Origin of the sequence: Neobacillus canaveralius, assembly GCF_047237705.1 — a bacterium.
Classification (GTDB): domain Bacteria; phylum Bacillota; class Bacilli; order Bacillales; family Cytobacillaceae; genus Neobacillus; species Neobacillus niacini_K.
This window is the reverse complement of the sequence record NZ_JBDFLL010000001.1, coordinates 2322525-2337568: the sequence shown is the minus strand read 5'-3', so window position 1 is coordinate 2337568 and position 15044 is coordinate 2322525. Positions and strand designations below refer to the sequence as shown.

Genomic DNA, 15044 nt, shown 5'->3' with positions numbered 1-15044 from the left:
CACCCCTTATTTAAGCCAAATGGATGACCGATTCATCTAATGGTAATACAGAACGTGCATTCAAAAGTTTTTTCGTATACTCATGCTGTGGCTCATCAAATAGTTGGAACACGTCTGCTTTTTCTACTATTCTACCGTTCTGCATAACAGCCACTTCATCTGCCATTTCAGCAATAACCCCAAGATCATGGGAGATTAATAATATGGCCGAGCCATGTTCAGAGCGAATTTTATCTAAGTGGTATAGAACTTTCTTTTGATTATTTACGTCAAGAGCAGTAGTTGGTTCATCGGCAATAATTACCGCAGGATGTAAGCATGCTGCGATCGCAATCATCACCCGTTGAAGCATACCCCCACTCAATTGAAAAGGATAATATTTTAATAGTTTATCGGGATTTGGCAAATTCACTTGGCACATCGCTTCAATGGCAAGCTCTGTTGCCTGTTTTTTATTCCATTTTGTATGGGAGCGTATCGTTTCAATAAATTGATGACCTATCGTAAAAACAGGTGTAAAAGCATTCATTGGATTTTGCATAATAAAGGCGATATCCTTACCACGAATCTTACGCATTTCTTTCTCATTTAAACCGTTCAATTCGTGTCCTTGTAATTCTATACTCCCATCAATCTTTGTGGTTTTCCGATCAAGCAGCTGAAGAATGGACATACTCGTAATGGTTTTACCGCATCCACTTTCACCAACGAGCCCAAGAACCTTACCACGCTTTAATTCAAAATTTATATCTTGAACGAGAGTGGCAGCCCCATTCTTTGAATTTACCTGTACATGTAAATCTCTAACTTGCAGCACATTTGATTGTTCTCTAGCCAACATACTCATTCCTTTTTAAAATCGCGTTTGACTCCGTAACGTTCTGATAACGCTTCGCCTAGTAAATTGAAGGTAACAATTACAATCATAATCATTAAACCAGGATAAATCATCAATGCAGGGTTTGTACGAATATACGATTTTCCTTCGTGTATCATGGCTCCCCATTCAGGTGTTGGCGGTTGTACCCCTAACCCAAGAAACGACATGGCGGAAATATCCATAATAGCCCAACCCATTTCCAGTGTTCCCATAACGACAAGTGGTGGAAGCACATTTGGGACAATATGATTTTTAATAATCTTCCATTGTGAAGATCCGCTTATTTTCGCAGCAGCGATAAAGTTTTGTTCCTTCAGACTAAGTACCATTCCTCGGAACATTCTTGCATAATAGACCCATTGGACAAGCATTAACGCTAAGACAACCTGCGGAAGTCCTGGGCCGAAAATGCCAACCAAACCAAGTATAAGGATCAGACTAGGAAAAGCCATCACACCATCACAAAACCTCATCAAAACCTGATCAATCCAGCCGCCTTTATACCCTGCGAAGGTTCCTACGATTAAACCAATTACTAATGATGAAATGAAGATGAGCATGGCAAAGCCTAATGAAATTCGGGCTCCATATAAAAGGCGTGAAAGGTTACATCTTCCCAGGTGGTCGGTTCCTAATGGAAATTCCCAAGAAGGAGGTTGTAGTTTGTAAACTAAATTGACCGCAATCGGATCATTCGGTGCCAGCCATGGAGCAAATATCGCCATCATAAAAAGTATACCTAAAATCAACGAACAGATGGGAATCACTTTTTGATTTATGAATAGCTTACGTATACTGGTTATCATCAACGGTGCCCTTCTTTCCTGGAGATGCGAGGGTCAATGTACATTTGAATAAGGTCCACAATCAAATTGCTGAAAATAAATAAGCCAGCGGCAATGAACACATAGCATTGAATAACAGGTATATCACGATTAAAAATTGCTTCTATAAAATAGCGGCCAAACCCAGGCCAAGAAAAAACGGTCTCAACGATAATCGTTCCCGTTAAAAGTTTACCAAGATTCATCCCTAGTCCCGTAATCATCGGAGAAATTGCAATTCTTAAGACATGCTTAACCATAATCGTTCTTTCTTTGATTCCCCTTGTCCTTGCGAATAGCACAAATGGCTGTTGTAAATTTTCAATGATGCTGGTACGCAATAACCTTGTGTACATCGCAATTAAAGGTAGAGCCAGTGTAACCGCAGGCAGAACTAGATGCTGCCATGTACCAATTCCCTCAACTGGGAATAGATCTAGCTTAACAGAAAAGAAAAATATTAATATATAACCTAGCCAAAATGAGGGAATCGAAGCCCCGAAAAAAGATAGTAAGCGACTGAAATGATCAATTGCGCTGTTTTTCCTAATCCCAGCCAGAAAGCCAAGCGGAACACTAACAAGCACGGCAATAGCTAAACTCCCAAGAGCCAGCTGGATGGTCGCTGGTATTCGATAGGAAACCTCGTCCCACACAGGCTTATTCGAAAGATAAGATATGCCAAAATCGAGTTGGCATATCTTCAAAATCGAGTTTACATATTGAATGAAGAAGGGTTGATCTAAACCAAACTCATGTCTTTTTTGGGCTAACATCTCATCAGTTGGTTCGATATGGGCTGCTGATAAATAAGCCTCAGCCGGATCCACGGGTGAAAGGTGAATCATCCCAGTCGTTAGAAGCGCGGCTAAAAGAAAAACTGGAATAATAGCCATCACGCGTTTTATGATATAAGTGCCCATCATAGCCTCCTACTGCTTACTTCTCAATGCTAATGCCTGCGAATGGATGTTCATCACGATTAGCAGGGAAAGTGAAATTCGTGACATCCTTTTGATAAATCGCTGTTTTCTTAAGATAAGAAATAGGAACAATAGCACCTTGATCTTGCAGTGATGTTAAAATAGATGTGTAAAGCTCTTGACGTTCTGTTTCGTCTGTTGTTTGAGGAACTCGTGCAATTTGTTGGATTATTTCAGCTTTGTTTGGATACGCTGAAATTGCTTCATTAAATCCAAATCCTTCTTTTGCCACAATATTGATAAATGTATGCGGGTCATAAGGAGCACCAAAGTTACTATATATATTGATATCAAAATCATTATCTTTAAATCTCTGAACCTGAACCGCAAGTTCTACCGGAGCAATATTCAATTTAACACCAATAGCTGCCCACTCTGATTGAAGCGTTTCTGCCATCGCTTTTTGAATCATTTCAGCTGAATTGTACATCATCTCAATTTCAAGTAATTTTCCATCTTTTTCACGAACTGTTTTCCCCTTCGGAAGAGTCCAGCCCGCTTCGTCTAACAAGGACTTCGCTTTCTTCACATCATATTTAATGGTCTTTACATCAATTTCGGAAGTGTAGGGCAAGTTTGTTGGTAAAATAAATTCTGCTGTTTCTTCTAGTCCAGACGTAATTCCTTCCACCATTGCTTCTTTATTAAATCCATAATGCAGTGCTTGGCGAACACGTTCGTCAGAAAGCTTTTCTCTTGCTGAATTTAGTACAAGCTGTCTTGTGGCAACTGGCTCAGAAATACTAGTTTCATAGGTACCAGTAGATTCTAATTGTTTGAAACTATCTAAACTAATCATTCCTTCTCCGTAAATTAAGTCTATTTCACCTTTTTCAAAGGCAAGTACACGTGTTTCTGCATCAGGAATGATTTTCACTTGAATTTTTTCTACTTTTGGAAGCTCACCCCAATAATTTTCATTACGTTTGTAAATAGCATATTCATCCGCTTTATGCTCTTCCAAAATCCATGGTCCTGTACCGACCGGTTTAACAACACCTTTTGAGGTATCCCCATCCTCAGGGAAACCTGCTTCACCTAAGAAACGGACTGGCCGAACAACCGCTAACTCCTGGATTGTTGGATAATAGGCTTCCGTTAATGTCATTTTAAATGTATGTTCGTCAATGACTTCCGTACTGCTGATTTTCGAAAGAAACCCTAACCAGCTATGTAAGTCCATATGATTTAAAATCGTATCAAAATTCTTTTTTACAATTTCTGCATTAAAACTCGTTCCATCAGAAAACTTCACATCTTGGCGCAGATGAAATGTATATTCTTTTCCATCTTCAGAGATATCCCATGACTCAGCTAGATGCGGTTTCAGCTCGCCCCCATCTCCGTAGCTTACTAATGGCTCATAAACCATGGACTGTGCGAATAATTGTGATGGATTATAAACATGTGGATTCATTTCTCCCACATCTCTTGGGTAAGCGATTGTAAGTATATTATCTTTTACTTTTTCTGAAGTTTCAGCCTCATTTTTAGCATTTGTGCAACCAAGTAACATGATAGATAATAGAAAAATAGAAATAAAAGTTAATAAAATATTCCGACCATTTTTCATATAGAACATATAGAATCCTCCAATTGATGTTGATAATCTTTCTCAATTGTATGGGCATTATATATTCTTGTCAATGTAAAATTAAAAAGCTTATTTTTTAATTCACTAGCCAAAAGAAAAAGGCAAGAGAAGCAATTCCCTTGTCTTGTTAAAGTAATAGTTTTATGCCCTTTTTCAAGTGAAATGATAAGCGATAATAGTTTCCTATTAAAGCAGAAATCGAAACATAAAGTGAGACATTTGAAGAAACGGAAACTGTAAAACGATATTTATGAGTTCTTTTTACTACATATTCAGTCTTCCATTTTCATAAGGCTTTAAAATCCCATACAAGGTTTCAATGACTGGTACCGCCACATGGTGCTTTGCAGCCAAATGCAGTGCCCCACCTTGGAGGTGCTCGACTTCAATTGGCAGTCCTTTTCTCATGTCCTGGTGCATGGAGGATGTCGCTTCTTTCTTGAAACCTGTTAAGGTGTTTATTGCCGTCTCTACTTCCTTCTCTGTTAAGATAATCCCTTCTCGACCAGCTAGCATAGCCATTTCAAGGACCACCTTTTTCGCAACAGCAAATGTAGCTTCTGAACTTGTAATAAAACCTGACGGCAGCTGCATCGCTGAAGTGATCCCTGAAAATGCCGTAATAAATATGTACTTTTTCCACATTGATTTTAAAATATTTTCTTCTCTTACCAATTTCGTCTTTACTTGACTCTGTAACACTTCTAACTTTTCACATATTTCAGTTTGCTGTTCATGAAGTTTCCCAAATTTAAAGGTACTGCTTCCACTTGTGTGCTCCACATGACCATGTTCATTTAATGTGGCAACAATAGAGGCAAATCCTCCTAGAACCTTCTCATTTCCGATGGCATGCTGTAGTTTTTCCATATGCTCCATTCCATTTAACAAAGGCAGCACAAACGCCCCTGTCTGGTTAACAATCGTTTGAACCTGCTGGATCACTTGGTCAAGATGATAGCCTTTAACAGCGAGGATGACTAAGTCTATATTTCCCACTTCATCAAGCGATGTACATATCGTTACATCTCTGCTTTCAAAATTTCCTTCGGGGCTGTTTATTTTTAATCCTTCTATAGATAATTGAGCAGCTCGTTTTTGTCTTACAAAAAATGAAACATTTTGACCTGCTTCCAACAGTCTCCCACCCAAATATGCACCCAAAGCTCCTGCACCTAGTACTAAAATATTCATAAAACTACTACCTCCAATTCTCTTTTATACTCTACCTATCATTCTACTATCCAAGTCGAAGAGGGTAAATGGAGAACACAAAAAACCGGTCACCACTACGACCGGTTTCGTTTATTCTCTTGCAACTATTTCGTTACGGAAGCAGGTTCAAAAGGCCATGCAGGCAATTATTTCCGCAGCGGCTTATCTTCCCTGTAACCTAAAGCGTATTCCCTTGTATAATCGTATGGATCTCTAGTGCCTTCATAGTTCACTGGAGCTTTAGAGTTACATCTTAAAAATGTGAATGATATGCTCGACTAAGTTATAGCCTGGAGTGGAGCTCTCCAGCCATTGAGATAGTATTTATGGTTCGTAACTTGGCAAATAGGGGTTAACAGCTTGCTTTTTCATAGGAACGTCCACTAAATGATTCTTTTAATCCGCTCATTTTTAATTCAATGAAATATTCTCCAATACCGTCTGCTCTTGCAGAAACTATTGTTTCTCCTTCACCTTTCCCTCTAACAACAATTAATAATTTCCCATTATATGCTTTTCGATATAACTCCATATAACTTTCTTCTGAGACGGGATCTCCTGTCCCAATTCCAGCAAGTTCCCCTACACCGCTTACTTCTACATTGACCACATGTTCTGCATATGGGACTAATTTTCCATTATGATCAACAATGCTGCAGGTAATGTATTTTAACTCTTCCGTGTTAGCAGATCCCCAATTTTCTGTCTCTACTTCGAGGTGTATTTGATAAGGTTCTCCGCTAGTCTCAATTCTGTCAGTCTCAGCCTTCATGCCATTTCTATAATTAATTGCTTCAATGAGACCTGCTGTATAGTTCACATCAAAACTCACTTTTAGTTCGTCATCTACTATTTTCTTCCCAAAACTTCTGCCATTTATTAGCAATTCCACCTCATCAGCATTACTGTAAATATCAACCCGAACCATTTGCCCTACATTCTCCGGAAAACTCCAACTGTGAACTACATCGCTCCAGCCCCATGCAGACACAATTTCCTTTTTCCCAAAGTGTTCAGGTTTTAATATCGCCAAATAAGGCTCTTTTCGCATATTCCAAAGAATTTTCCTATATTCCCCTTGTGGACGTATAAAACCACAAATATCTAAATCACCACAATTTGATAAGTGCCATGGATAATCCCCAAACAGGTTTCCAGTTTGATTATAAAAACTACGTCCAATCCCAGATTCGCCAATATAATCAATGGCAGTCCAAGTAAAATCACCAATAACATGAGGATTTTCTTTGACCTTTTTCCATACAGCTGCCATCATTTTCGGATATGATTCTGTTCCGCAGATTAACCGGTCCGGGAATTTTATCCCATCCTCTTCATACCGACTATCAAGATAGTTGTAGCCAACAACGTCTAATGGTTTACAGAAGGGTTCTGTAATGTCTCCCCATTCTGAAGTAACTCGGTCGCACTCTTTTAACAGTTCATGAACCTCTGTTGGCAATTCAGAAATGTCTCCCGCACTGCCGTTAAAAATATTGGCTAATATACCGCCAAATTCTCCCGCATCGAGGAAGATGGCATTGACTCCATTTGTCACAGCTCTTGTTGGATCAAGTTGTTTTACATAGCCACATAGTTTTTCTGATATTTGAACTCCATTTGAATTTCCATCGCGCTCTCCAATTTCATTTCCGATGGACCACATGATTATAGAAGGATGATTTCTATCTCTAAAAATTGTGGACTCGATATCGCGTTTCCACCAATCCTCAAAATACAAATGATAATCATAGGAATTTTTCTTTTGTCGCCAGCAATCAAACATCTCATCGATGACCAGCATCCCGTAATAATCACATGCATCTAACAGTGCCCGCGACGGTGGATTATGCGCTGTTCGGATAGCGTTGTATCCCAGTTCTTTTAAAAGGCGGATCTTTCGATATTCTGCTACATTAAAAGCAGCTGCACCAAGTGGTCCATTGTCATGGTGGATACAACCTCCTTGTAACTTTATAGGCGTTCCATTTAAACAAAATCCATTCTTTGAATCAAAGGAAATGGAACGAATACCAAATGTGGATTCCATCTCATCCAACAAAGATTCGTCTTGATAAATCCTTGTAACAGCCTTATAGAGATTAGGTGATTCAATTGACCAAAGCTTTGGTGCTTCAATCGGTATTTGTATTTGAAGGGTTGTTTTTCCTTCTTTATGTGCAATTGCATTTTTCACTTTTGTTACAATTTCTCTTCCGTTTTGATCATAAATGGTAGTTTCCCATTCTATGGTTTGATTTGTAGAAAGAATATTTGTTACGGCTGCCTCAATGTTTATCAATGCTTTAGTAGTGCCTATGTCCTTAGTTGTTACAGATAAGTCCCATGGATCAATATAAAGTTTCTCTGCTATAAGAAGCTGAACATGTCGATACAACCCTGAACCGGTGTACCACCTCGAATTCGGCAGGGCGTTGTTATTAACAACAATTCGGATCTTATTGTTCTCTCCAAAACGAATATAAGGGGTTAAATCCACTTTGAATTCAGTATATCCATATGGATGTACTGCAGCTAAATGACCATTTAAGTAAACCTCTGTATTCATAAACGCCCCTTCTACTAATAAGATAAATACTTTTTCTTTCTCATCATTATGAATAACCATCTCTCTTTCGTAAGTACCAATGCCTCCTGGAAAAAAACCTCCCGCTGCATTTGATCTTTCGGATTCTGATCTGTCTAGTTTAATCGAAAAATCATGTGGTAGATTGACAGTTTCCTTGTAAGCTTTTCCTAGTTTATCTTTAAAAGAGTTTCCTGTGGAATAACTAAATTTCCAGTTAAAGTCTAAGTTAAAATGCTTCACTTTTTTTTACTCCTTCATCGAGTTTGTATTGTTTTATTAATCAAAATCTTATCATCTACCACCCTTGTAACCCATAACATTCACCATTAATTTCATGTTGTTTTTGGTATGAATTTTATGGATTTACCTCTTTACCAGATGGTTCAATAGGGTTAATCTATAAATAACATGTTGTTTTTGGATAAGGGAGGTAATCAAATTGGTCAAGCAGTGGAAGACTGATACATGTACTCGTTACTTAACAAACGATAAGAAAAATGGCATTTTATCCTGTGGTTTTATTACTAGAAACCGTAATGATTTACCTATAACTATTCGTCATGAGTATTACAACTGCATCGTTCTACTTCAGGGGTCAGGTCGTTTGGTAGAAGTTGAAACGGGACAAACCTATTCCCTTATGCCAAACACACTTTGTCAGCAACTACCTGGAAAAACATACTCTTTAATCATAGATTCCACTGAGCCCTGGTATGAATTTTATCTTAGTATTGGTGAATCTACCTTTCATTCAATAGCTTCTTTAGAGCTAGTAAATCTTGTAACTCCTGTATTTGAATTAAACTTGAAACCATACCTGGAGCAATGGTTCGTGGATCTGTTGTCCCAGCTAAAAACGACGATTACGGCAGAACTTCCTGAGATTCTTTTTAATACACAAAAATTATTAATAAATCTGCACCGGGAAAATATAGTAAATCAATCCAAAGATATTGAAACGATCATTTCTGGGACTAAACATATGCTGTATGAAGATGTTCCTTTGGAAGATATCGCGGCATCCTTTCATATTAGCTATGAAAAACTTAGAAAATTATTTAAAGAATCTGTTGGTATCTCTCCGAAACAATATCGACTAAGAACCAAATTTCACCTAGCCGAACGTCTGTTGACCGAAGGTTACTCAGTTAAAAGTGTAGCGAGCCAAATTGGTTATCATGACCCGTTTATTTTTTCAAGACAGTTTAAGAAGTATATGGGGAAGCCTCCTATTCATTTTAAAAAATAGGCTTTTTCTATAAACATACATTACTTAGTCGAAGAGATGTTAGTTAGTGGATACAAAATAAGACAGGTAGGGGACTGGTTGACTCCTTTATAATAGAAATATAGAGTCATTGAGAGCTTTATTTTGCAGTTAAAGTCGGAATTCCTTGTTCTTTATCCCAACAGCACAATTGATTCCTTACAACATCATTTAAAGAAATATATTCTTTATTACAATGAAAAACGAATCCAAAAAAGAATGGGATTCGTTTCTCCTAAAATGTATTATTTTAATTACCATAAACGTCGATTTTTCAATGTCTATTTTTCGGGGGCTTGACTACAGACACTATTTCAATATTGCTAAACCTTTTCATATATAATCGCTACTTTAATGCCCTTTTCTAGTAGCTTTTAAGATTTTAGAACCTAATCCTTCAATACCATGCTTCGCCTCTCTAAATGTTCCCACATGAACTCTATTTTCTAAAAGAGACGTTTATATACTTTTACATATTCTTTAAATAGCTCCTTCATAAATTCGTTTATATTCATTCCCTTATCAGGAATTGTATTAAAATAAATAGTAAAAGTATAAAATAAAAGATTCATAGTATTTGTAATGACTGTGCTGATTCCTCCGGTATAATAATCCGAGTCTTTTGTATTCAAATCATTAATTTCAAAGGATATATGATCATTAAACGTTAGGTTAATACCAACTGACGAACCATGAATAGATTGAGAAATAAGTTTATAAAACGCTCGATACCAGTTTTTATTCTTAGAATCGATCCCATTTATATTGTCCAACAGCTTTGTAATACTAATCTGTTTTTCTTCTTTCAAACATTTTGCCGCTTTTGCCCAAGCAAAGTTTGTTCTTGGTCGAAGTTCGTCTTCTAGTGACTTTAGAAAATTTTTATCATACGCTTCTGCTACCTCTTCGCCCTGCTCCAGTATAAAAATAATGATGATCGAATATTCAAGGAATGTTCTCCATCGCTGCATAGCCCCATCTGGAAATCCATTTTCTATAAGGCATATGATTTCATCAAAAACATCTATGTATTTAATTAACAATGGTTTCAGTGCATTGTATCTTTTTATACAATGTTGGAAACCAGCTTCGTTCTCTTCAACCAATGAATCAACATTTTGAACACCAAGAACACTTAACTTTCTTATACTTTGAATAACAGCGAATAAATCTGTGTAATTATGTAATATTTCTTTATGTATTCTGTTCCTATCAGACTTATATCCGTGACTCAATTCTAAAATTCTTTTATTATCTCCGGTTGATTTTAATATCTGAATGCTGTGAGTTAAATTATTAAATCCTTTCAATAACTTTCTTTGTTGGTTAGTCAAAATGAGATTCTCCTTTATCAACCCTGGCAGCTTCATCATTAAACAATGCTACATATTCATATACCTTATCTTGAAGAACCGTAGCTTGATTAGTCTTCACATGATAAGAAGACACATTAAATAAAACAACTCACAATCGTTGTTAAAACAATGTTTGTGAGTTGTTGGCCGTTAATTAAATCACTTTTTTATCTAAAGCTACCGGTGGTCTTGGTCGATATTTGTTACTCGTTATAAAGTTATAAGATTTTTGTAAGAGCAATATGTAAGGTTTGTGTAAAATGATTTTAGATGTATTATTCATGTGACATGCTTCAACTGCTTCTTTTGTTCCCACACTCCACATGTGTCGTGTGCGTAATCATCTTACGTAAAGGTATCCCCTATACGTTCTTTTTACGTGTTTGACCAATGAATTTGCCCGCGAACTTCCCCAATAGGTTTCATTGGATATTAACTTGTTAGGACAAAATATATGTTTGAGTCTGTTACCTAGTCTTAATTACGCGAAGTTCTAGTTTCTTTTTAAATAGTAAATGCCACAAGCGAAAAAAATGAGAATTTTTCATTTAAAGACAAAAAAACTCACAAACGTCGTTTGAATAAAGATTGAAAGTTTTTGTTTATATGTGAAATATTAAATCAGACCGAGAGACGGTCCCGCTGGATTAAAGTATCCTTAACGCTTTCAAAGTTGTTTTAATTTTTTCTAAATCATTATTCGGAGTTTTGGATAATGCTTTCATCAAGACATCGCATACAAGGTCAAGATTATGATGGGGGCCTAATTCAACTTTAAAAAAGCGACTTAGCTCAGCTGTTTCAGATTCATGATCGAATGGAGGATTTTCAGCAGAGGGAAGTAAAAATTCAGCAGTACTATCACCAAATTTCCTGTCTATCGTTAAAATGCAGTGTGTGATATATGTTGAGATATTTGAGATCTTCTCTAGATTTAATTTTTCAAATGTATCTTTCGGAGTATGACAGTTAGGATCATGACCACATGTAAAAAATAGGTTGGGCTTCCTGTTAATTTCGAAGATATAATTATCGGATAAACGGAATAATTTACGGCTTCTTAAGCGGTATATCTGAAGATTTTTCATATGGTTTTGTGTGATTTCAATAGATTTCGATAGGATTGGAGATGTATTTGCTCCAATCACAAACAAAGAGTTTTCACGGTCTTTTACACCTACAGGATGACCACACAAATCTAAAATAAATGCTCCAAGAAAATGATCGTAATTTAATAGTTTTTGACTTTCGCGATAAAAATGGATACTGCCCATGCTATTGGTCAAAAAGTATCTGTGCTCCTCCATATCAAAGATTGCTAGAACAATATTAATATTTAAGTTTGATGACTTTAATGAATCAAGCACAGATAGTAGTATACCGATGGCAGCAGCATTATCATTTGCACCTGGACAGCCATTTACATGGTCATAGTGGGCTCCTAAAAGCAGCCATTTTTCACCGTGTCCCTTTCTACTGGCGAGGAGATTTCGTCCAATCTTACCATCAAAAGCGGTATAGGTTTGTTCCCATTTCTCCTCTACCAATGAAGTTAACGACAACTTCTCAAACTGTTCCGAGATAAGTCTTCTTGCAACATCATGCCCTTTTGTTCCTGGTACCCGCCCATTTAGGCTCGGATTGGATAAATTTTGGATGAGTTTATTATATTCTTTTTTCAACTAGTATCCCCCCTTTGACATCTCATAAGGCTTGATTTAAGGAGCAATTACATTTGCTTGAAAATGACTATAGTTTCAATTAATCAATCCTAAAAAGTTTTTCCCAAGAATATATTCCTTTTGGTTATCAGGATTTTGAAGTGAATCAATCCAACTTTTCTTTGTTGAATAGTCATATTCATTAAACTTTTTCATTCCATATGGTCCATCGCAACCATAGAGCACTTTGCGATATCCTAGAGATTCCACAGCATCCTGTACAATAGACGGATTAAGGTAATCACTTGATGTATCAACAAATACATTTGGTTGATCCTTAACGAATTTCCATAGTTTTTTCCAAAAAGGAAGACCGGCGTGAGCATAAATCACTTTAAGGTTCGGGTAATTTCCAGGCAAATATTTATATGAGTCTGGTTCTGAAGATAGATGAATAATCATAGGTATCCCTTTTGATTCACAAATGGCTGCAACTGGATCAAGTGCCTTAATACTATATTCATGCATGAACGGATGAGCTTTCACTCCGATAAAACCGGGTTTATTAAGATATACCTCTACATCTTCCACTGATTCAGAAATCAAAGGGTTCACTGCAACCCAGCCTAGAAATCGTTCTGGAAACCGCTCAATTGCAGCTGCAACAAGGTCATTGTCCGGCTTGGTAAAGATCTTGTATGAATTACCATAAAGTTTGAAATAGCCGTCCTTGACTAGCCCATCATAAATTTTAATCCCAATTTGAGGTACATGTTGTATTAGAAAACGGAACAAGTGATGTAAATTTCGCTGAAAAGTGCTATCCAATTCAAACATTGTTTCATTCATGGGGGCAATCAAGGCTGTTTTAGATACATCATGTTTATCCATAACCTCTATCATTTTTTCGAGAGTCAACATTGTTTCATCCACATGAAAATGGCAATCAATATTCATAAAATTCCTCCCCATTTACACCGTCACTCATTTTTCTAATGGAAGTCAGTCTATTAGATTCGCAATGGCCTATTAAAATATATATTCTTAAAATTATTAATAAGAATTTTTTCAACATTTCCCGGGTCTTCATCTTATATTATTTTGATCTTATTTTATAGTTAGACCCAAACCTCGATAACAGAACATAAATATTAGCACTCTAATCCTTACCGAGTCTTCTCAAAAAACCTAAAACCACTCGTAAATGTTATTTAACAACATTTACGAGTGGTTTTTTCAAAAAACATAACTGAGAACCGAATCTCTGAGCCCTGGATTAAACCAATCTTATGATACTTTGCCCAAGTGTTTCTTCGCCCCAGAGTAATGAAAGGGTGTCACCATCTTGAATAGGACCAACGCCTTCTGGAGTTCCTGTGAATAGTATGTCCCCTTTACCCAATCCAATGTGCTTGGCTGAGGAGTCAACGATTGTTTGTAAATCAAAAAGTAAATTTGTGATATTGCCGATTTGAACCTGCTGCCCATTTTTTAGCAAGGAGAAATTTGTGTTTTTACATGCATCTTCTCCGGGAAATTCAATAAATTTCGTTAGTAGAGCTGAATTCGGAAAACCTTTAGCTAATAACCATGGATAACGCTGTTCTTTTAATTGGCTTTGTACATCTCTTAAGGTAAAATCAATCCCTAGCGCCATTTTATCAACAATTTCGTCGACCGTAATCCCTTTTTCATACTCTTGTCCAATATGAAGTACAAGCTCCGTCTCATAGTGCACCGGCCCTCTATCCCCAGGTAAATGCACCTCTTTACCATTTGCCTCAACGACAGCATGTGTTGGCTTCGAAAAAAAGAATGGGGAGGTTGGTACTGCATTATTTAGTTCCTTTGCATGAGCAACATAATTTCTTCCAATACAATAAATATTTTTGATAATCGTCATGTTTTTATCACTCCTAGATCTATTAGGCCACCGTATTGATTTATATAATTTTTATCTCAAAGAATTTTTACCATGTAATCATACGGATGTTCATTAATTTTGATAACTTTATCTTTCTTACATCCAATCGATTCGTATAACTTCTTGGCAATCGGATTATCTTGGGCAACATTTAGAGAGAGTCTTGAATACCCCTTTTGTGATGCTGCTTTCTCGGCTTCCTTTAGAAGCATTGTTCCGATTCCACGGCCTCTAAATCGATCATCTACACACACTGTGTCAATGTAAAAATCCCCTTCGTCAGCCTCCTTATCCAAGAATATCACTTCATTCCTTCTTTTCTTTCTTAATTGTTTTAAAATTGGCTCGTCTAATCGAGAGGCCACTTCTCCCGGATAAATAATCACTATTCCTACTACTTCTCCTAAAAGATCTGCAACAATCATATTTTGGTAGCTTAGACGATTATTCTCTTCGCGAAAAAAATTCGCCATCGTTTCCCGGATATTTTCTTTCTTAGTTTGTCCGGTCAACTTCTCGGCAATATCAGCAATTGCGATATGAATGAGTTCCGCAGCTTTCCTGGCATCCTTTTTCACTGCACCCCTAAATTTCAATTCTTGGGCAATGATTTCCTCCCTAGTAATTCCATAAGGTGCACCACCATCTGTGTATCCAGCAATATAATAAAAGTTTTCGTCGGAATCATTCTCAAAATATTTGTTTTGTTTATGGCGTTTTGTTGTTGCTTTTTTCTTCAACTATTTTCCCT

13 protein-coding genes are annotated in these 15044 nt (G+C 36.9%); 2 read left to right on the top strand and 11 right to left on the bottom strand.

Annotated features, from left to right (window positions below; all coding sequences use genetic code 11):
• Window positions 1-10: 10 nt before the first annotated feature.
• From nikD to ABC255_RS11990, 6 genes are all read right to left on the bottom strand, one after another.
• Window positions 11-838, bottom strand: coding sequence for a nickel import ATP-binding protein NikD (gene nikD, locus ABC255_RS12015; RefSeq protein ID WP_412993743.1), 828 nt, complete (start codon window positions 836-838; stop codon window positions 11-13).
• A 5-nt stretch (window positions 839-843) separates the two neighbouring features.
• Complete coding sequence (gene nikC, locus ABC255_RS12010; RefSeq protein ID WP_412993741.1) at window positions 844-1686, bottom strand: nickel ABC transporter permease subunit NikC; 843 nt, start codon at window positions 1684-1686, stop codon at window positions 844-846.
• Window positions 1686-2627 carry a nickel ABC transporter permease subunit NikB gene (gene nikB / locus ABC255_RS12005; protein WP_412993739.1) on the bottom strand — a complete coding sequence of 314 codons (942 nt, stop codon included), beginning with the start codon at window positions 2625-2627 and terminating at the stop codon, window positions 1686-1688. The genes nikC and nikB overlap by 1 nt, the downstream gene beginning before the upstream one ends.
• Window positions 2628-2643: 16 nt before the next feature.
• Window positions 2644-4269, bottom strand: a complete 1626-nt coding sequence (nikA, locus tag ABC255_RS12000) for a nickel ABC transporter substrate-binding protein (RefSeq protein ID WP_412993737.1) — start codon at window positions 4267-4269, stop codon at window positions 2644-2646.
• A 276-nt stretch (window positions 4270-4545) separates the two neighbouring features.
• Window positions 4546-5475, bottom strand: a complete 930-nt coding sequence (locus ABC255_RS11995; protein ID WP_412993735.1) for a ketopantoate reductase family protein — start codon at window positions 5473-5475, stop codon at window positions 4546-4548.
• Between the two features lie 373 nt (window positions 5476-5848).
• On the bottom strand, window positions 5849-8326 hold the full coding sequence (locus ABC255_RS11990) for a glycoside hydrolase family 2 TIM barrel-domain containing protein (RefSeq protein WP_412993733.1): 2478 nt from the start codon (window positions 8324-8326) through the stop codon (window positions 5849-5851).
• A gap of 199 nt (window positions 8327-8525) precedes the next feature.
• On the opposite strand from ABC255_RS11990, the gene ABC255_RS11985 reads away from it, so the two are divergent.
• Together ABC255_RS11985 and ABC255_RS11980 are read left to right on the top strand one after the other, a co-directional pair.
• Complete coding sequence (locus ABC255_RS11985) at window positions 8526-9335, top strand: helix-turn-helix domain-containing protein (protein ID WP_412993731.1); 810 nt, start codon at window positions 8526-8528, stop codon at window positions 9333-9335.
• Window positions 9336-9458: 123 nt separating this feature from the next.
• The gene (locus tag ABC255_RS11980) at window positions 9459-9653 is read left to right on the top strand and encodes an IS3 family transposase (RefSeq protein ID WP_412993729.1); all 195 of its coding nucleotides are present in this window, start codon (window positions 9459-9461) and stop codon (window positions 9651-9653) included.
• Between the two features lie 146 nt (window positions 9654-9799).
• Here the strand turns inward: ABC255_RS11980 and ABC255_RS11975 are convergent, their stop codons facing one another.
• The 5 genes from ABC255_RS11975 to ABC255_RS11955 form a co-directional block, all read right to left on the bottom strand.
• A complete protein-coding gene (locus ABC255_RS11975) occupies window positions 9800-10687 on the bottom strand; it encodes a DUF5677 domain-containing protein (protein WP_412993727.1) in 888 nt (295 codons plus the stop codon).
• A gap of 668 nt (window positions 10688-11355) precedes the next feature.
• The gene (locus ABC255_RS11970) at window positions 11356-12390 is read right to left on the bottom strand and encodes a M28 family peptidase (RefSeq protein WP_412993726.1); all 1035 of its coding nucleotides are present in this window, start codon (window positions 12388-12390) and stop codon (window positions 11356-11358) included.
• Between the two features lie 75 nt (window positions 12391-12465).
• A complete protein-coding gene (locus ABC255_RS11965; protein ID WP_412993724.1) occupies window positions 12466-13326 on the bottom strand; it encodes an amidohydrolase family protein in 861 nt (286 codons plus the stop codon).
• Between the two features lie 319 nt (window positions 13327-13645).
• Window positions 13646-14272, bottom strand: coding sequence for a fumarylacetoacetate hydrolase family protein (locus tag ABC255_RS11960; protein WP_412993722.1), 627 nt, complete (start codon window positions 14270-14272; stop codon window positions 13646-13648).
• Window positions 14273-14328: 56 nt separating this feature from the next.
• Complete coding sequence (locus ABC255_RS11955) at window positions 14329-15033, bottom strand: GNAT family N-acetyltransferase (RefSeq protein ID WP_412993720.1); 705 nt, start codon at window positions 15031-15033, stop codon at window positions 14329-14331.
• Between the last annotated feature and the right edge of the window lie 11 nt (window positions 15034-15044).

Coding starts and splice junctions, on each gene's coding strand:
- nikA (WP_412993737.1), bottom strand. CDS start 4,269: ATGTTCTATATGAAAAATGGTCGGAATATTTTATTAACTTTTATTTCT.
- ABC255_RS11965 (WP_412993724.1), bottom strand. CDS start 13,326: ATGAATATTGATTGCCATTTTCATGTGGATGAAACAATGTTGACTCTC.
- nikC (WP_412993741.1), bottom strand. CDS start 1,686: ATGATAACCAGTATACGTAAGCTATTCATAAATCAAAAAGTGATTCCC.
- nikB (WP_412993739.1), bottom strand. CDS start 2,627: ATGGGCACTTATATCATAAAACGCGTGATGGCTATTATTCCAGTTTTT.
- ABC255_RS11995 (WP_412993735.1), bottom strand. CDS start 5,475: ATGAATATTTTAGTACTAGGTGCAGGAGCTTTGGGTGCATATTTGGGT.
- ABC255_RS11960 (WP_412993722.1), bottom strand. CDS start 14,272: ATGACGATTATCAAAAATATTTATTGTATTGGAAGAAATTATGTTGCT.